Consider the following 19,699-nt stretch of genomic DNA (forward strand, 5'->3'; position numbering starts at 1 on the left):
TGTGTAGTAATAGATTGCATCATGGCAAAGGAAAAGATACCGGTTTACGACATTTGCAGCTTAGGCAAGGCGCACGAAGGAAACGACGACTTCCTGGCCGACCGGTTTTCCGATTACCTGGGCAAGTATTACGACCATCTGCATTTTCCGCATAAACACGCTTTCTTTCACCTGGTGTTGTTTACGAAAGGCACAGGCACTCATACCATTGATTTTTCCACTTTTGATGTAAAGCCCAGGCAGGTCTACTTTATGGTGCCAGGGCAGGTGCATAGCTGGCATTTTACAGGGAATACGGACGGTTACATCATCAACTTCTCCGCCTCCTTCTTTAAATCCTTCCTGCAAAATGAAAGTTACCTGGACAGGTTCTCGTTTTTCAGCGGTATCAGCGAAGAAGGGGTCAGCCAGTTAGCGCCCGATGTGTTTGCAAAAGCGGGTGAGCTGCTGGAGCAGATACTGGGTTATGTAAGCGATATGCGCAAACATGCCGATATGATCAAAGTGTTGCTGTTGCAGTTGTTTATGGTGATAGAAGATGTACAGGCGGTGAAGCAGCAGGGCGCTGTGCCGCAGCAGAAGCTCGTACTGTTAAAAGGTTTCAGGCGACTGATAGATGCGCATTACCGTACCATGCGTTTGCCGGGTGAGTTTGCAGACCTGTTGTACGTTACCCCCAATCACCTGAACGCACTTTGCCAGGACCTGGTAGGCAAAACCGCCGGAGAACTGATCCGCGACAGGGTTTTGCTGGAAGCCAAACGCCTGCTGGCGAATGCAAAGATGACGATCACCGAAGTGGCGTATGACCTCAACTTCCAGGACAACTCTTACTTTAACCGCTTCTTCAAAAAATACACGGGTCAAACACCCGACGAATTCAGGAAAAGTATTACTGAACTTAAATAGTTATAAGATGGAACAAGATATGATGGTGGCTGACAAAGCCTCCAAACGGCCTTCCTTTGTCAAAGTATTTGCGTGTAAATGTCCCCGTTGCAGGCGCGGCGATATGTTCGCCGACAAAAATCCATATCATCTTAAACGTACCATGAAGATGAACGTTCACTGCCCGGTATGTAACCAGCCCTTCGACCTTGAAGTAGGTTTCTACTACGGATCTGGCTACGTGAGTTACGCCTTGTCTGTTGCCATTAGTGTGGCCTCGCTGGTAGCCTGGTTTTTAACGATCGGCATGGGCCTGTACGATAACCGTTTCATTTACTGGCTGGTCGCCAACGGCGTATTACTGGTGGCACTGCAACCCATACTTATGCGGCTGGCCCGCTCCATATGGATTGCATTTTTTGTTGGGTACGATGATAACTGGCAGCAACATGCTCCTAAAGAACCTGAGCGTGTAAATAAAGACTTTACCAACGCCTGGTAATTATTCCGACCGTAAACTTCTAACCGGGTTGGCCAGCGCCGCTTTTATCGTTTGTGTACTCACTGTAAGCAGCGTAACAAGTATCGCGGCCGATCCGGCCATAGCAAATATCCACCACGAAACGGCGATGCGGTACGTATAACGTTCGAGCCACTGGTGAAGGAAGTAATAGGCGACAGGGCTGGCAATAATGCAGGAGATTACTACCAGTACCAGGAACTCTTTCGATAACAATCCCCAGAGGTTCATTACTGAAGCGCCCAGCACTTTGCGTATACCTATTTCCTTGGTGCGCTGTTCCGCCATAAAAGAGGCGAGTCCCAGCAAACCCAGGCAGCTGATAAGGATAGCCAGCAGGGTAATCAGGAACGCCAGTTGCCCTATTCGTTCCTCGTCTGCAAATTTCTTCCCGTATTCTTCGCTGGCGAACGTATAGTCGAATGGCGCTTTGGGGTTATATTGTTTGAACATGTCGCCGATCTTCGCTAATGCCACGCTGGTGCTGTTAGCGGGATTCAGCCTGATGTTCACGAAGTTGCCCGGCTCTTTTAATATGTAGTAAATGCTTGGGTAGACAGGTTCATAGGGAGATTTCATCACCATGTCTTTTATCACACCCGTCACTATAAACGGTTCGCCTTTCCATCTGATGGTTTCGCCTATTGGGTTTTTAAGTCCCATATACTTAACTGCCGCCTCGTTAAGGATTACGCCGCTGGAGTCGCTCGCAAATTTGGGAGAAAAGTCGCGTCCCTGTACTATCTGCCAGCCGACGGCCGCTCCGTAACCATGTGTAGCGCCTACCAGGGCAACAGAAGACGGCGTTGCGGGGTCTTTTCCTTTCCATTCAAAGTCGCTGCTACCCGACCATACATCCGTGATAGGGCCCTGCGACTGCGAAACAGCCAACGCTACCCCCGATCGTTTTAACTCGTCGGCGATAGTAAGGTAGTGGTCATATATATCTGGTGTGGTCATTTGGATGGATATCAATCCTTCCCGGTTATAACCTACCGGCCTGTTTTTAGCAAATTGTATCTGCCTGTAAACCGTGATCGTGCCTGTGATGAGCAATACAGATACTATGAATTGTACCACCACTAGTAATTTACGGGGTACCGATGCATAACGCCCCACACGGAATGTACCTTTCAGTACCTTTACAGGTTGAAACGACGACAGGTAAGCCGCCGGGTAACTCCCGGCAATAATGCCGGCAAACAAACTAAAACCGGCGCAGATCGCCCAGAACAATGGACTGCTCCACAATATCGAGATATGTTTACCCGCAATATCGTTAAACAAGGGCAGCGCCAGTTGTGCAAGCAACAGGGCGACCACTAAAGCCAGCATCGACACCAGTATCGATTCGGCGAAGAACTGGCTGACCAGCTGGCTACGTAAAGAGCCAACTGCTTTTCTGATGCCAACTTCCTTTGCGCGCTTTTCTGACCGTGCGGTACTCAGGTTCATGAAGTTGATTACCGCAAGCAGTAGTACGAAAAGGCCGATAGTGCCAAACAGTTTAACGAATTGTATCAATCCGCCGGTGCTCACGCCGTTTTTGAATTCCGAAAATAAACGCCAACGGCTCATGGGATGTGCAAATACTTCAACCTTATACTTTGCTGCTTCCGGAAGCATATCGGCAACCAGCGGCTTTATCTTTTTGTTTAACTGTTCGAAACTAGTATGCGGGGCGATTTGTACGTATACGGAAAACGCAAAAAAATCCCACGATTCCGCAATATCCTTCACCCATTGCCATCGGGTCAGCATCAGTTTCCAGGGTGTAATGTAGTTCAGTTCATGAAAGCCGCTGTTTTCGGGCAGGTTCTTATATACGCCGGTTACCTTCACATCTATACGGTTATCGATGGTAACAACTTTGCCTACCGGATCGGCCTGGCCAAATAACACGTTGGCCGTTTTCTCGGAAAGCAGGATAGAATACGGATCTTTTAGTCCTGCCCGCGATCCGCTGATCATTTCCAGTGTTAGCATGTCCGGCGCATCCTCACCCATGAAGTTCCCTAATTCCGAAAGTTTGTTATCACCATAAGAAATATTGTGTACGCCGGGAGACGACATCACCACGTACTCAAGGTCACTGCCGTATGCTTCTTTCAACGCTGTGCCCATCGGTACGGGCATGCCGGAAGAAGCCTCGGTTTTACCTTCGTCTGTGGCCCGCGTCCATATTTGCGCAATACGGTCGTAGTTCGCATGATATTTATTAAAGGAATACTCGTCCCATATCCATAGCCCTATCAGTATGGCTACGGCCATGCCCACAGCAAAACCTGTAATGTTGATGGCTGAATATATCCTGTTTTTACGCAGATTGCGCCAGGCGATCTTGAAGTAGTTCTTTAGCATGTCGGGATAGTTGATGTGATTGGGGTACCCAAGACAATGCCACTAATTGCATCCTAAACGGACAGGAGATTATATATTACAAAAAAATCAACCTGTCCGCTTTTGATACAAAGTATTGTTCATTTTTAAGAGAACGGGTTAAAAGTGTCCTCTTATCTTTTCATAAATCTCTTCATCATATAACTTTCTTAATGCAGTATGAGTGGAAGATGGGAGAGGTGGTAACGCCGCAGCTTCTACATTACCCGCTACCTGCGAAAGTTTAGAAGCACCAGGAATAACGGTGGTTACGCCCGGATGATCAAGTATCCAGCGGATAGCCCATTGCGCCATACGTTCATCGGGCAGCAGGGATTTTATACGGGCGGCAAATTGTACGCCATCCTTAAACGGAACACCCGAGAAGGTTTCACCGGCGTTAAATGCCTCGCCGTTCGCGTTGAAGTTGCGGTGGTCTTTGGTTTCAAACACAGTATCTTCCTTAAACTTACCGGTTAACAGTCCGCTCGCCAATGGCACGCGTACGATCACCGCCACCCCTTTCTCTTTCGCTTTTGCAAACACCTCATCTGCCACATGCTGGCGGAACAGGTTAAAGATGATTTGCAAAGAGGCGAGTCCTTCCTGCTCCAGGCAGATCAGTGCTTCTTCCGACGTTTCCACGCTGGCTCCGAAATACCGGATCAGGCCCTCTTCCCTGAATTTGCGCAGGTGATCGAATACCTCACCCGATCGCATGATCTCCGTAGGGATACAATGCAATTGCTCCAGGAACAACTGTGACTGGCCAAGGTGTTGCAATGAGTCCTCGATATGCTTCCGCATCACATCGTAACCGAAGTTTTGCGGCCAGCCATTCGGTTGATCGCCACGGCGGCCCAGTTTGGTGGCCACTAACACCTCTTTATCAACTGTAGTTAAGAATTTGCCTATAATACGTTCGCTAACCCCCATTCCGTAAACATCGGCCGTATCTATGAAGTTGCCGCCTGCGTCCGTGTAGGCTTTTAATATCTCCAATGCTTTGTCTTCATCTACCACACCCCAGTCTGCACTACCCAGTTGCCACGTACCAAGGCCCACTTCGGCCACTTTTACATCTTTGAATGTCCTGTAATTCATGAGGTTCGTTTTTACTGAAAGACAAATGTGCGGAAAAATTGGTAGAAACGCGCAATTGGGGAAGATAAGCGGCGATTTAAGCAACTCATTCAGTAACAATTGCTACTGGCATAGTATTCGTTGCATTACTCATGGAAACATTGTTTGAAACTAAATCATTTAATATGAAAGCTGCTGTATTATCACAGTATGGAGACGCCAGTAATTTCGAGATCAAAGACGTGAAAATACCAGAAATAGAGGAAGGGCAGATATTGGTGCGCAGCTTCGCCTCTTCTGTGAACCCGGTTGATACGCTCGTGCGTAAAGGCAAACTAAAGCTGCTCACCGGTTTGTTCGGCGAACATATTATCGGCAGCGATTTCGCCGGCGTAGTAAGCGCTTCCTCCAGCAGCCGTTTTAAACCGGGCGATGAAGTATATGGATTTAAAAATGCTGCCGCCGGACATGCCTACGCAGAATATGTGGTGGTGGATGAAGATAATGCCGCGATTAAACCCAGTAATCTGAGTTTTGCCGAATCCGCATCGCTGCCGTTGGTGGCCCTAACGGCTTACCAGGGCTTAACGCGCGAAGGTAAGCTGCAGGCAGGTCAGCATGTGCTGATCAACGGTTGTACAGGTGGTGTGGGCTGCATGGCTGTGCAGATCGCGAAGAAGCTGCGCGCTACCGTAACAGGTACCTGCAAATCCGCCCATACCCTGCTGGCCCGCGAACTGGGCTGTGATTTTGTGATTGACTATGAGAGGGAAGAAATACCGGCAGATGGTCGCTACGACCTGATGTTGGATCTTGCCGCCCAATTAACCCTTTCCGATATCGAAAAAAGCCTGAAACCAGAAGGTGTGCTGGTTACTACCAAGCCTCCGTCTGATGGTGTAGGCGAAGTACTCTCCTCCGCTATCGACCTGCTGAAAGCCCGTATGCGTATGTATATGGTAGATCCGCTGACTGCCGACCTGGACGTACTCAGAAGTTGGGTGGAGGCATGCGATGTTCGGCCGGTGATCATGAAATCGTTTCCCCTGGAATTGACGGGAGAAGCGCATGCCATGTTAGAGGATGAAAGTGTGGCCGGGAAAGTGGTTATTGAGATATAATCACTAATTTGGAGGGCATATGAAGCTCCCTGTCCTCCACGGCGTAATCGACCGCCGCATTCTCGTGAATTTTGCTGCCGACCCGGACGTAGTGGCCCGTGTTATTCCAGCGCCTTTTCGCCCGAAAGTGTACAATGGTAAAGCCATTGTGGGCATTTGCCTGATCCGTCTTAAGCAGGTTCGGCCTAAGGGTTTTCCTGGTTTCCTGGGAATAGCCTCTGAAAACGGCGCGCATCGTTTTGCGGTGGAGTGGGAAGAAGATGGTGTGACGAAGGAAGGCGTATACATTCCGCGCCGCGATACATCGCTGCGGTTAAACGCACTGGTGGGCGGCCGTTTGTTCCCCGGCAAACATTACCTGGCAGATTTTGATGTAAAGGAAGGGGATGGAAATTATCATGTTGCGTTCAACAGTTCAGATAATACGCAGATTTCCATAGATGCGAAGGAAACTGATAATTTCAGCAGTAACTCTATCTTTAAAACACTGGAGAATGTGTCTTCCTTCTTCGAAAAAGGAGCTGTAGGATATTCTCCTAATGGAGCGAAGTACGAGGGTATGAAACTGCAAACCCTTAAATGGGAAGTTACGCCGTTGGAAGTAAGCCAGGTGCGTTCTTCCTTCTTTGAAAACAGGGATTTGTTTCCCGAAGGAAGCGTGCAGTTTGATAATGCGTTATTAATGAAAAAAGTCGTGCATGAATGGCATGCGGTAAAAGATAAATAGAAAACGGCCGGGCATATTACCCGGCCGTTTTACTTACTTCACCTTAAAGTCCAACACCGGCGCTTTTGCATTGAATGCTTCTGTACGCAGAAAAAATTCTTTCGGGCCGGCATCTTCTTTATCAAAGCTGATCGTTATCTTTTTCGATTCTCCGGGCAGGAGGTTGATAAAGTTATCGGAGTAGAACGCCGGACGAATGCTTTTGCCATTACCATCCTGTAATTTCAGTTGGGTAAAGAATGCGAGCGATTTGCCGGTATTCGTCACCGTAACATCTATTTTGCCATTCACCTGCATGGTTGCCTTCACATTAAGCATGGTTTGCGGCAGTTCATTAATCGACTGAAATCCTGCGGTAGCAGGGCCGGTCATTGTCCAGGCGCCTTTGTATTCGTTGGTAGAACGCCAGTAAAATGCGTCAGACACCACATTGTCCTTCTCGTCTTTTAATATTAGTTTGATGAAGTGTACGGGGGAGATGTCCTGCGGGAAAACCAGGGTGATTGCGTCTTTCACCACACCATCGGCTGGAATATTGATGATCGCCTGCTGTATCGTTTTTCTTTCTGAATGGATGTCGTAGAGTTCTGCATAAACCGTGTAACCATCAAACTTGCTGCGGTAGTCGTTGTATACCGACACCGTATTCTTAAGATAATCGAACTGGGCATGTAAGGGTTGCAGGCCGTTCTGTGAGTAATAAAGCGCCGCAGTTGGCTCCAGGCTCCAGTCGTACATACGTCCGCCGGTTTGCCTTACCGGGCTGTTATGGTACCAGAACAGGAAGCCGGAAGCGAAACGATCGCCCCAGCCGAACTTATTACGGTTCCAAACCTCCCATATGGCGCGGTAGTTCAGCGCACCTACAAACTGGGCTTTCTTTGCAAATTCTTCTATAGAAGATGATGGCCCGAACTGGTCCACCGCCTCGCGATACTTCGTTGTTACCTGGTGAAATCCACCCCCATCGAGGTAATTCCAAACACTGTCGTTAATCGGCCACAAGTCTTTGGCAGGCATCATCTCTCTTAAAGATTCCACCGTAGGCAGGCAGGGCGTGCCATACTCCGGGTTAAATCCATCCACACGACTGCCTCTGCGCGAAGCCGTGTTCTCGAAATATTGCATGGGGTTCTCGTATTTATACGGACTTCCATCATGCACGCCGCAGCATTCCGATTGCATCTGGTAACCACGGCTGCTGTCGAGCGATTTGATAAGGGCAGCAGCGCCGGCTACCTCCGTAGATTCATTAGAGGAAACATAGTAGGCGAGGGAGGCGTGCGGACGGATGCGTTTCACCGTGTTCTCTATATTAGACAAATACAACGGTTTATCAACCGGGAACTGCGTGTCGCCCGTGATCCAGAACTCGGCCCATATCATTAAGCCTAACTCATCGCAGCGCTGGAAGAAGTAATCAGATTCCGTGATACCACCCGCCCAGAAGCGGATGAAATTAAGCCCGCTCTGTCGCGTATATACAAGTTCCGCATTGGTGCGTTTACGCGAGTTCTGCAACATCGCCTCCGGTATCCAGTTCGTACCCCTGATAAACACAGGGTGCCCGTTCACCAGGAACCTCCGCGACGAATCCGGCGTTTTACGGTCGCTCGATATTTCACGGATGCCGAAAGTGCTGGTGCTGGTATGACTTACGGCTTTATTTTGTATAAAGGAGCAGTTAAGATGATAAAGGAACTGATGCCCTTTATTGATAGGCCACCAAAGTTTGGGTGAACGGAAAGCCAGTTGGGGATGCGTTTCCGGTGTAAACACTAGTGTTTTACGCTCTTTTGGCGCCAGCGAAACCTTTTGCTGTATGGTAATGCCATTTTCCGGTATAGTAGCCTGGAGCAAACCTTCCTGCATTTTGTCAGAAGCATTAGCTACTTCTACTGATATGGTTTCCCTTGAACTGGTAGTATCCGGCAATGGCAGGTCAGACACGACAAAAGGATGCTCAACCAGCACGTCGCCGGTAGTATAGAGTTCCACTTCCCGCCATATACCCGTATTCCTGTCGCGGATACCATCGGCGAAGGTGAAATCCCAGCCGGCGCTCATCAGCATCGTTACGTTTTTACCGATCATCCCATCTCCGCCGTTCTGGTTTTCGCCAGGTGCGCCATTACGCCGCTCTTTCTTAAGCCCGCTCTGCCCGGGAACGTCTACCGGGGTAATATTCACCGCTAATACGTTCTCTTTGTTACGAACGGCAATATTGGTGATATCGAAAGCCTGCGTATTAAACATCCCAGCCATATCGCCCAGCTTCTGTCCGTTCAGCCATATTTCTGCCCGGTAGTTAATGCCATGTAACCTGAGCCAAAGGCGTTTACCCGTTAAAGTGGCAGGCACCCTGAACGAATTCCGGAACCAGTAATGATAAAACTCCCGCCCGGCATCGGCCATATCCGGGATTTTGTGCAGTAACCGTTTATTGGCATCCCCGAAATACGGGTCCGGATATACCTTATTGGCTACCAGCGAAGTAAGCACCGTTCCCGGTACAATCGCGGGCTGCCAGCCATCCGGCTTATAAGTTTTAGTAGATATCGTTTCCCCGCCGGCACCGGCTTTCGGGAAATGCTGCATCTGCCAGCCCTTGCCCAGGAACACGGACTGTGGCGAAGAGGGCGCTGCAAGCTGTGAGAATGCGTTCAGCGTAGTAAATAGAAAACCCAGAAGGATGGAGTACCTCATAATGTAAAACGTGGTTGTAATTGAAGGTGCTAAAGATAATAGGTGGGTTGGATATTTTTCGGTTTTTGGGATTAGCGGGGGCGTTTACGTGTCGGCGTGTTTTTTTACTGTAGCGAAGACTGGAGCGACGGGTTGCTTCGCTTCGCTCGCAATGACGACCAAGTGGGATGATGTTCGGGGCTGTTGTTGAATCGATGCTGGCGTGCCGTAGATGCGTTTACGTGTCGGCGTGTTTTTTTACTGTAGCGAAGACCTGTATGAATTTATACGAGCGTAAATTTTTATAAATTAGATCGTCGCGAGACGTATAACGCCGCATGTACGCTACTCTCCGCCGTCATTGCGAGCGAAGCGAAGCAACCCGTCGCTCCAGTCAAAAACGTTTAAATCAACGCTTATAATAAGGGCAAAGCAGCTACACCCCCCTTATCTCCCCCAACTTCTCCTGCACATAAGCCGTTGGCGACATCCCAAACTGCTTCATGAAACTACGGCCAAAATGGTTCGGCGAGCCGAAACCAACGATCTCTGATACTTCGTACACCTTGTAGTTCCCTTCTGCGAGCAATGCTGCTGCCTTTTTAAGGCGTGTGATGTTGAGCAGCTCATTTGGCGTGAGGTTGGAGATGGATTTGAGTTTGCGGTAGAACGTAGGACGGCTCATGTTCATGATGGTAGCGATTTTTTTCACGTCGAGTTCTTCCTGGTCGAGGTTGTCGGAAATGACTTCGTGCAGATGTTCGAGAAATTGTTCGTCGTGGCGGGTATGGGCCATGCTTTTGATGTGGGTGAGGGGGGAGTTGGCGAAGTAGTCCCGTAGTTTGCTGCGGTTTTGCAGGAGGTTGGCTACCTGTACCTGCAGGTATTGGGGGGAGAAGGGTTTCTCTACGTACGCATCGGCGCCCAGTTCCAGGCCTTCGATGCGCGATTCCATGGTGTTTTTGGCGGTGAGCAGGATGATGGGGAGGTGACTGTGTTCGAAGTCGTTTTTGATGGTGCGGCAAAGCGTGAAGCCGTCCATGCCGGGCATCATGATATCGGAGATAATGAGTTGTACGCAATTGTTTTTTAGCAGGGTGAGGGCTTCCGGGCCGCTGCTGGCGGCAAGTACTTCATATTTCTCTCCAAGATCTTCTGCCAGGAAATCCAGGATGTCTTTGTTGTCGTCTACGATCAATAAAACTGGTTTCATATTGCTGGTTTTCAGTTTGAGAGTTTTCTGCCGTTCACGCCGTGAACAACAGAGAGATTAAATTCTGTGGCCTGATGTACAGGCAGGGTTAGTAAAAATACATTTTGATGATGCGCTTCTACGTACAGCGAGCCATTATGCAACTTGGCAAGTGAACGCGATAAAGCCAGGCCTATACCGGTGCCAGGTTGTTTAATATCTTTCATCCGGTAAAAAGGTTCAAATATTTTCTCCTGCAGTTCGGCGGGTATCGGCGGACCATCGTTGCTAAAGCGGATACTGAAATTCTCTGCACCTTCGTCCACAGGTAATAGTTGTACCGATGCAAATACATCTCCGAACTTAATGGCGTTACTGAAAAGATTATAGATGATCTTGTTGAACGCATCCATATCAATGTAAGCATACACCTGTTCCGGCGGCAGGTGGAGATGAAATCGTGTGTGCTTCTCATCGGCCAGCGGTTTAAAACTATAATAGGTTTCTTCCAGCATAGCACCGATATCTGCTTTCACAAAACTAAGGCTGTAACCATTGATCTCTGTTTTGCGGAAGTCGAGCAACTGGTTGGTAAGGTCTACCAGGCGGTTGGTGTTTTTCTCCATGATGTGCAGGAACTTCATCAGGTCGGGCATACCGGTGGCTTTGGTCATTACTTTTTCCAGCGGGGCTTTGATGAGTGTAAGGGGCGTTCGTATTTCGTGCGCTACGTTGGTGAAGAACACGATTTTGGCCTGGAATATTTCTTTCTCCTTTGCTCTTTCCAGCAGCTCGTACTTGCGGTTGTTTCTTTTCTCCACTTCTTCATGATATCTTTTAATGCCGAATGATATCACGAGTACGGTGGAAATGAAATAGGCAAAGTAGGCGGCATTACTGGCCCACCATGGCGGAAGTATTTTTATAGCTAACGCTGTTTCCTGGTTCCACACACCTGGTTTTACGGAGGCTTTTACCTTAAATAGATAATCACCGGGTGGCAGTTCGGTAAAATATGCTTTTCGGTTACGCGCCAGGTAAGTCCAGCTTTTTTCCTGTCCTTCTAAAACGTAAGCATACTCCGACATGTCGGGCGCGGCATAACTTAACGCCGCAAAGTCAATACTTATGGTAGATTGGTCGTGCGGAAGGGTGATTTTTTTTGTATATAACACGGAGTTTTGCAAAGGTGAATCATTATCCCCGATCCTTAATTCCTTATCAAATACCTGGAACCCGGTAATATAAACCGGGGGTGCAAATTCATTTTCTTTTAATTCATCAGGATGAAAACTGATCATGCCTTTTACACTGCCGAAATACATACGGCCAGTTGCATCTTTATAAGCGGAATTAAAGTTGAACTGATCGCCAAGAGTACCGTGAACGCTGTTGTAAATTACCGCTTTACCGGCGGCCGGATTAAACCTTGCAAGCCCGCGTGTGGTTGATACCCATAAATTACTTTTATCATCTTCCAGTATACTTAACGTAAAGTTACTCGGGAGGCCGTGTTCGGTAGTGTAGGTTGTAAAGTTGCGCTTGTTGCGGTTGTACAGGCAAAGGCCATCTTCCGTAGTAAACCAGAGGTTACGTTTACTGTCTTCGAAAACACTGGTTACCCTGTCGCTGCTAAGACTTTTTTCATCACCCGGCCGCTGGCGCAAATTGCCATGTTCTGAGGCGGATGAATAATTTATACCATTACCGTAGGTGGCGGCCCATATTACGCCGTAACTGTCTTTTAGAAGATAGGTGTACCAGTTGTTGGCGGGCATATTCGGTAGTGGATCAAAACCATCGTTCCGGTAAACGTATGCGCCGCGTGTGGTACCTGCCAGTATTTGTCCATCGCCGGTTTTGGTAAGATAATAAATGAAGTTGCTCTTCATCATATGCGGCCCGGCGCCGGCGGAATAGTGGCGGATAATTTGTCCGGTACGGGCGTCCATTACATCGAGGCCATGTTCGAAGGTGCCTATCCATATTTCGTTACCGTTTACCAGTAACCCGTGTATGTTATTGTACGAAATGTTTTTACGGCTTCCCGTCGGCTGGTAGGGGGTGAACAGGCCGGTGGCGGTATCCAGTTTATTCAGTCCCGCATCTTCTGTTCCTATCCATAAGTTGCCCGCAGCATCCTGCTTTATTTCGCGTACAATATTGCCGCTGATAGCGTTGCCCGTCATCTTCGGATAGTATTTGGCAAATGGAGTTAGCGGGTTGGGGAAGTAGTTGATGCCGCCGAAGTACGTGCCTGCCCAGATGCCGCCCTCTTTGTCGCGCCAGAATGAGTACACCGCATTGTCTGACAGTGAATAGGGGTCATTGTATTTTTTCCTGATGTTGATGATCTTTCCCGCAGCAGTGTGGTATACGTAAATACCCGACTCGGTGGCGATCCAGGTTTCTTCCGGTGATACTTCTACGAAGTTGCGCGCAAACAGGGCGGTTTTATCTTCATTATAAGTGATGATATCTTTATAAGAATGGGTTTGACTGTCAAATATTTTCGCGCCCTGGTTGGAGGTGCCAACGAATATTTGTCCTTTCGAATTGCAGTAGATCTTTTCTATCCAGTGAGAAACGGCACCGGGGGAGTGGCTGAAAATATCAAAGCCTGTAAAAGTATTCCTGGCTTCATCGTACCGCTCTAATAGTCCGTCGCGCGTAGATACCCAGATGTGCCCGGACGGCGTCATACAAATAGACGTGGCCTCAAAGTAGCCCTGGGTATCAAAAGTATCGAGCTGACCGGATTGCGGATCAAATCGGTAGAGCGTAAAACCCATGATAAACCAGAGTCGGCCGTGGCGGTCAGATTTAATATCTCTTACCGGGCCACTCACCCTTTTATCGGCCTGGTTAAACTTCTCTACTGAAGCATCGTAGCGGTATAACCCTTTTTCTGTTCCGGCCCAGAGTATACCCCGCCCATCTTCATAAATACTGTGAATGAAGTTGCTGCCAATGCTGGTACTGTCTGCCTGGTTATGGCGGAATACCTTAAAAGTATAACCATCAAAACGGTTCAGTCCGTCCTTTGTCCCAAACCACATGAAACCTTTATGGTCCTGCAGGCAACAGATGGTGGCGTTGTTGGAAAGCCCGTTCTCAACTTGGTAATGGCGGAAGTTATAGGATTGCCCGTAAAGGCTGTGTACAAAAACAGCCAGTAACGTGGAAAGTAATATGTGGGTCCAGGGTTTCAAATCACTTTATTGAGATGATTTGGCGAAATATTGAAACAAAATGGCGTGCCGGATCAGATAATAATTGTCAATTTCACACTAACTAAAGTATTAAATATTCAATCAAAATCACGCGTTATGAAAAAAACTTTTCAACAACTGAAGAGTGATACTTTCTATTTGGACTGTATACCCCGGCCATTCTTTCTTTTCCTGATGCTGATATTACCATCTGCTTTGCTGGCACAAACTTCGGTTGTAACTGGTAAGGTAAGCAGTTCCGGCGACAGCGCCCTTATCGGCGTAAACGTGCAGGTGAAAGGTACAACTATTGCGGCGGTTACTGATGCCACCGGTACCTTTACGATCAATGCCGCCCCGGAGGCTACGCTGGTTTTCAGCTATATAGGTTTTTCGACCCAGGAAGTGAAGATAGGCGGCCGGAACACGGTTAATGTCCGCCTTGAATCATCCAGCCAGCAATTAACAGACGTTATTGTGGTAGGATACGGTACCCAGAAGCGGGGGAACGTAACCGGGGCCGTGAGCAGTGTTAAGTCGGCCCAGTTGGTGCAAACACCTTCTACCACTACATCAGGTGCCCTGGTGGGGAAAGTGCCGGGTATTACCACGCGCGCTACCGATAACAGGCCGGGCAATGGTATTAATATCCAGATCCGTAATATGGGTAACCCGCTTTTCGTGATCGATGGTGTGCCTTACAATGCCAATCCACAAACGGATGCCTTCGGCTTTAGCACAGGTACGGGGCAGGACGTGTTTAATAACCTCGGGCTGGAAGATATCGAAAGCATCACTATCCTGAAAGATGGTGCTGCCGCCGTGTACGGCCTGCGTGCCGCCAATGGCGTAGTGCTGGTAACCACGAAAAAAGGCAGCAAAAACGAAAAGCCCAACATCAACATCAATGGCTATTACGGCCTCCAGAATTTTACGCGGTACCCTAAACCTGCCAATGCCGCGCAATATACACTGGCAAGGGCGCAAGGTATGCAAAACATCGGCGGCGATCCAAGAACGTTGTACACGCCCGAAGTATTGGCGAAATGGCAGGCGGGAACTGAGAAATACTATAAGAGTTACGATTACTTCGATATGGTGATGCGTAAGAATGTGCCACAGTCGTACATCAGCGCAAGCGCCTCCGGTGGTTCGAAACGTGCGAGTTATTACATGTCGGCCAGTAACCTTAACCAGGAAGCAATTATACGCGATTACTCGTACAACCGCACCAACCTGCAGGCGAATATAGAAACGAACCTGGCAAAAGGATTGAGGATCGGTACACAGATCAGCGCGAGACTGGAAAAAACGCATAACGTAGGGGTGCCGGGGCTCGACGATTACTTTAACCCGTTCCTGAGCGTATTTAGCATGTGGCCTACCGAGAGTCCTTATGCAAACGATAACCCCCAGTACATCAACGAAACCCATAGCGTAAACCTGAACCCGGCTACTTATAAGGATGATGTAACGGGTTATGTAGACAATCTGTGGCGCGCGATGAACGTAAACCTGAACGCGCAGTACGACTTTGATTTCGGCTTGTCGCTGAAGGGGATTTACTCGTACAATTACATGAACGAAGACTTCGACGGTTTTGAATATACTTACGATGCGTACCGTTATGACACCGCCACTGATACGTACATCAAAGGCACCGGTAACCAAAACCCCTGGCGTGAAAGGCATAAGCGTAACGTAGTATCGCGTTTCTCACAACTACAGATCGCGTATACCCGCCAGTTTGGCGACCATAGCGTGTATGCAGTGGGTGCGTACGAGCAGTCGGATTACGATAACTCTTATTTCGTAGTGCATACGGTGCCTTCCAATAACTACATTCCACTGCAATCATTTGCCGAACAGGATTACCTGGCGGATGAGTGGGGTATGGAAGCACGTGCCGGATATATCGGCCGTATCGCCTATAACTATAAACAGCGCTACCTGCTGGAAGTGCTGGGCCGTTACGATGGCTCGTTCCTGTACGCAGATGGCAGCCGTTATGGCTTTTTCCCCGGCATGTCTGCGGGATGGCGTATTTCGGATGAACCGTTCTTTACAAAGATCAAAGGCAGGGTGCTGAACGATCTTAAACTGAGGTTTTCGTATGGCGAAACCGGTAGTGAAATAGGAGTGAGCGCGTTCGATGCCATTCCCGGTTATACTTATAACAACACGGTGTTTAACGCGGTACTTGATAATAAATATACCATCAATGTAAGGCCAAGAGGTATTCCTATTACGAACCTCAGCTGGGTAACGAACCGCTCTACCAATATTGGTGTTGACTTCAGCCTGTTCGATAATAAGTTAACCGGTAGTGCAGATATCTTTCAGCGCAAACGCACAGGTTTACCTGCCGGCCGCTACGATGTGAGGCTGCCGAACGAAGTAGGCTACGTGTTACCCAACGAAAACCTGAACTCCGATGTAACACGCGGTATTGAAGGCCAGCTTACTTATGCCGGCCGTGTAGGGGATGTAAATATCGGTGTTGGTGCTAACGCCACTTTCGCCAGGTTGAAAATACTGAATACCTACAACCCGCTGTTCGAGAACTCCTGGCAGCAGTACCGTGCTTCTGTGGAAGGCCGTTGGTCTAATATCTACTGGGGCTACCATGTAACCGGGCAGTTCAAGTCAGAAGAAGAGATCCGCAACTACGATATCAACAATGATCAGCAGGGCAACAGGACACAGTTGCCGGGCGACTTTAAATACCAGGACGTGAACGGCGACAAGATCATCAACTTCATGGACGAACGCCCGATTGGTTATGCCCTGGGCGCGCAGCCGTACGTGAGCTTTGGTTTCACGGCTAATGCCGCCTGGAAAGGCATTACGCTTCGTGCCGACTTTGCGGGAGGTGCGTTGCAATCTTTCAACCGTAACTGGGAAATTCGGTATCCTTTCCAGAACAATGGCAACTCACCCGACTACATGCTTACCGATGTGTGGCACCGCGCCGATCCTTATGACAATACCAGTGAATGGATTCCCGGTAAATACCCCGCCATCCGCCTGAACAACGCTACCAATAACTGGCTGCCCAATGATTTTTGGGTGATGAACGTGAAGTACGTCAGGCTCCGCAACCTCGAACTGGGTTACAGCTTCCCGAAAAAGTGGCTGGAACGTATAGGCGTGGAAGCTTTCAGGATGTATGCGAACGGCACCAACCTGTTTTCTATCGATAACGTGAAAGACTACGGCATTGACCCGGAAATTGCTTCGGAAAACGCGCTTGTATATCCGCAGCAAAGGCTGTTCAACTTTGGTTTTAATTTATCGCTCTAATTCGTACATGTTATGAAAATGCTGAAAAAAACGATCCCACTCTTCCTTTGTATTACCGCGCTGGTAGCCTGCCAGAAAGACTGGCTGGACAGGAAGCCCAGGAATATACTCACCGACGACCAGGTGCTGAATGATCCCAGTCAGATCGTGGGCGTACTCGCTAACTTTTACAGTCGTTTACCCTCCGATCAGGGTCTGGACGACATTGCCGACGGCGGCGACCGTATTTCGCAATGGCGTAATATGGCTAATTATGACGATGCCATGTGGAGCGGGCAGAGTAACGAAGACTGGCGTAATAATATTTTCGGTTACGACTTCTTCGGCAGCTGGTACCTCTGGAACTACGGCCTTATCCGCGACATCAACCTGATGATCGATAATATCACTACTAAAAGCACCCAGCTTACTGCCGGGCAGAAGACACAGTTCCTGGCCGAGCTGCGATTTATCCGTGCTTTCAACTATTTCCAACTGGTGAAAAGAATGGGCGGTGTGCCGCTTGTAACTACACAGTTGCTTTATGACTACAGCGGTGATGCCAGCAAACTGCAACAACCGCGGGCAAAAGAGGCCGAAGTATACGACTTCATTGCCAGCGAAGTAGATGCTATTAAAGAAGATTTAGGAAACGGCGGCAGCATTACCCGGGCAACTAAGTTCACCGCATTGGCTTTAAAGAGCAGGGCCATGTTGTATGCAGCCTCTATCGCTAAATACAATGCTTTGAACACACCCCAGATTACCACACCGGGTGGCGAAGTAGGAATACCCGCAACACGGGCGAATGAGTATTACGATAAAGCACTGATCGCCTCGCAGGAAATCATTACTACCAGTCCTTTCCGCCTGTACCGTAATAATACCGGCAATTTGGGCGAGAACTTTTATGAAGCCGTAAACAAGAAAGCGACCAATGGTGAAGTGATTTTCGTAAAGGATTATCTTGCCGCTAAAGATAAACGTCACTTCTTTGCATACGATAACATCGTGCGCAGTATTCGTGAAGACAACCTCGGGTCATCGTCCGTAACGCCTTCATTAAACCTGGTTGAAAGTTTCGATTACCTCGACGGCAGTAATGGCGCTGTAAAAACACGCACTGCCGATAACAGCGATTATATTTATTACGATAAGATAGAAGACATCTTTGCCAACAAGGACGCCCGCCTGTACGGCACTGTCGTATACGGCGGCGCGCCTTTTAAAGGTACAGTGATCGATATGCAGGCCGGTGTAATGGTGTGGAACGGTACTGCTTATCAAACCACAGAAGGCAACGACCTGGCTACTAAGTACACAGATGGTGGTACCCTGGTAGCCGCGGCCGGCCCTCACCGCGCCATCCAGGAGGTAAGTAACACTGGCTTTTATCTCCGGAAGTTCGTGGATGCCACACCGCAATCGAGTACCCGTGGTGTAAGAAGCGATAACTGGTGGGTATGGTTCCGCCTGGGTGAAATATACCTGAACGCTTCCGAAGCTGCGTTTGAATTAGGCCGTACGGGTGAAGCGCTGGGTTACATTAACGAACTGCGTGTGAGGGCGGGGTTTCCTCCAAACAGTCTTACCACACTGTCCATCGCTAAAATACAAAGTGAGAGAAGGGTAGAGCTGGCCTTTGAAGATCATCGCCTCTGGGACCTGAAACGCTGGCGTATTGCCGACCAGGTATGGAATGGTGTAAACGACAATCCCAATGCAAGGGTGTATGCGCTTTATCCGTACCGGGTAATACGGCCAGGCGATGCAGCGCGTAACAACAAGTTTGTTTTTGTGAAGATGGTGGCCCCGCGCTTCGGTGCCCCGCGCAACTTCCAGTTACAGAACTATTACACGTTCATCTCCCAGGATGTAATGAACAATAACCCGAAAATTGTTAAAAATCCTTTACAATAGATCATATGCGTACAAGAATACTGTCATCACTCGCCTTTATACTGCTGTTAGCGGGCGCGGGATGTAAAAAGGATAATTATGATGCGCCTTCCACGGAACTGAAAGGCCGTATTATTTACAATGGTAAACAATTGGGCCTCCGCTCTAATGGTGTGCAGCTGGAGTTATGGCAGCCTGGTTTTGCACTGTCGTCTAAAATCCCTGTGTTTGTAGCCCAGGATGGCAGTTTTTCAGTAAAACTGTTTAATGGTAACTATAAGCTGGTGGGCGTGCGTGGTAACGGGCCCTGGGTCGACTTCCAGGACTCTATCCCCGTAACTGTTTCGGGTAATGGGCAGGTCGATGTGCAGGTAGACCCGTATTTTGTGTTCCAGGACGCTACCTTCCAGCATACGGCCACCACAGTAACGGCAACTTTTACAATAATGCGGATAAATCCCACCCAACCACTGGAGTCGGTCACTCTTTACGTGGGCAATAGTAAGATTGTAGATGTGTTTAACAGGAATGTAGCGGTCACCAAAGTGGCTGCCGATATCACCAACATCCTTCAACCGCAAACCTTAACGCTCACGTTGCCCGCAGACCTTGCAAACAAAAGTTTTGTATATGCGCGGGTAGGAATTAAGGCGGTGGGGGTTGGCGAACAGGTGTATACGCCTGCCGAACTGATACAGCTGAAATAGACCC

Annotated in this window: 12 protein-coding genes; 7 read left to right on the forward strand and 5 right to left on the reverse strand. The window is 48.7% G+C overall.

Features of this window, described 5'->3' with window-relative positions; all coding sequences use genetic code 11:
• Window positions 1–21 precede the first annotated feature (21 nt).
• Both QZT80_RS24840 and QZT80_RS24845 read left to right on the forward strand, forming a co-directional pair.
• Window positions 22–909, forward strand: coding sequence for an AraC family transcriptional regulator (locus QZT80_RS24840; protein ID WP_295128816.1), 888 nt, complete (start codon window positions 22–24; stop codon window positions 907–909).
• Window positions 910–916: 7 nt separating this feature from the next.
• Window positions 917–1,390 (forward strand): DUF983 domain-containing protein, encoded by a 474-nt coding sequence (locus tag QZT80_RS24845; protein ID WP_295128818.1) that lies wholly within the window; start codon window positions 917–919, stop codon window positions 1,388–1,390.
• Here the strand turns inward: QZT80_RS24845 and QZT80_RS24850 are convergent, their stop codons facing one another.
• Together QZT80_RS24850 and QZT80_RS24855 are read right to left on the reverse strand one after the other, a co-directional pair.
• Window positions 1,391–3,769 carry an ABC transporter permease gene (locus QZT80_RS24850; RefSeq protein WP_295128820.1) on the reverse strand — a complete coding sequence of 793 codons (2,379 nt, stop codon included), beginning with the start codon at window positions 3,767–3,769 and terminating at the stop codon, window positions 1,391–1,393.
• A 138-nt stretch (window positions 3,770–3,907) separates the two neighbouring features.
• Window positions 3,908–4,891 (reverse strand): aldo/keto reductase, encoded by a 984-nt coding sequence (locus tag QZT80_RS24855; protein ID WP_295128822.1) that lies wholly within the window; start codon window positions 4,889–4,891, stop codon window positions 3,908–3,910.
• Window positions 4,892–5,055: 164 nt separating this feature from the next.
• Between QZT80_RS24855 and QZT80_RS24860 the strand changes: the two genes are divergently transcribed.
• Together QZT80_RS24860 and QZT80_RS24865 are read left to right on the forward strand one after the other, a co-directional pair.
• Entirely contained in the window at window positions 5,056–5,991 is a 936-nt protein-coding gene (locus QZT80_RS24860; protein WP_295128824.1) for an NAD(P)-dependent alcohol dehydrogenase, read from the forward strand.
• A gap of 19 nt (window positions 5,992–6,010) precedes the next feature.
• On the forward strand, window positions 6,011–6,718 hold the full coding sequence (locus QZT80_RS24865) for a DUF2071 domain-containing protein (protein WP_295128826.1): 708 nt from the start codon (window positions 6,011–6,013) through the stop codon (window positions 6,716–6,718).
• A 33-nt stretch (window positions 6,719–6,751) separates the two neighbouring features.
• On the opposite strand, the gene QZT80_RS24870 is transcribed toward QZT80_RS24865, so the two are convergent.
• The 3 genes from QZT80_RS24870 to QZT80_RS24880 form a co-directional block, all read right to left on the reverse strand.
• Window positions 6,752–9,424 (reverse strand): glycoside hydrolase family 2 protein, encoded by a 2,673-nt coding sequence (locus QZT80_RS24870; protein WP_295128828.1) that lies wholly within the window; start codon window positions 9,422–9,424, stop codon window positions 6,752–6,754.
• A gap of 415 nt (window positions 9,425–9,839) precedes the next feature.
• Window positions 9,840–10,616 (reverse strand): response regulator, encoded by a 777-nt coding sequence (locus tag QZT80_RS24875; RefSeq protein ID WP_295128829.1) that lies wholly within the window; start codon window positions 10,614–10,616, stop codon window positions 9,840–9,842.
• 11 nt (window positions 10,617–10,627) lie between these two features.
• Window positions 10,628–13,807 carry a two-component regulator propeller domain-containing protein gene (locus QZT80_RS24880; protein ID WP_295128831.1) on the reverse strand — a complete coding sequence of 1,060 codons (3,180 nt, stop codon included), beginning with the start codon at window positions 13,805–13,807 and terminating at the stop codon, window positions 10,628–10,630.
• 117 nt (window positions 13,808–13,924) lie between these two features.
• Here QZT80_RS24880 and QZT80_RS24885 point away from each other — a divergent pair, with 117 nt between their 5' ends.
• Genes QZT80_RS24885 through QZT80_RS24895 form a run of 3 tightly spaced genes read left to right on the forward strand, consistent with a single transcriptional unit; the run spans window position 13,925 to window position 19,695 of the window.
• Window positions 13,925–17,110 carry a TonB-dependent receptor gene (locus tag QZT80_RS24885; RefSeq protein WP_295128833.1) on the forward strand — a complete coding sequence of 1,062 codons (3,186 nt, stop codon included), beginning with the start codon at window positions 13,925–13,927 and terminating at the stop codon, window positions 17,108–17,110.
• A 12-nt stretch (window positions 17,111–17,122) separates the two neighbouring features.
• The gene (locus QZT80_RS24890; protein WP_295128835.1) at window positions 17,123–19,009 is read left to right on the forward strand and encodes a RagB/SusD family nutrient uptake outer membrane protein; all 1,887 of its coding nucleotides are present in this window, start codon (window positions 17,123–17,125) and stop codon (window positions 19,007–19,009) included.
• Between the two features lie 5 nt (window positions 19,010–19,014).
• A complete protein-coding gene (locus QZT80_RS24895) occupies window positions 19,015–19,695 on the forward strand; it encodes a DUF3823 domain-containing protein (RefSeq protein WP_295128837.1) in 681 nt (226 codons plus the stop codon).
• Window positions 19,696–19,699 lie beyond the last annotated feature (4 nt).

Source organism: uncultured Chitinophaga sp. (assembly GCF_902168175.1).
Classification (GTDB): Bacteria; Bacteroidota; Bacteroidia; order Chitinophagales; family Chitinophagaceae; genus Chitinophaga.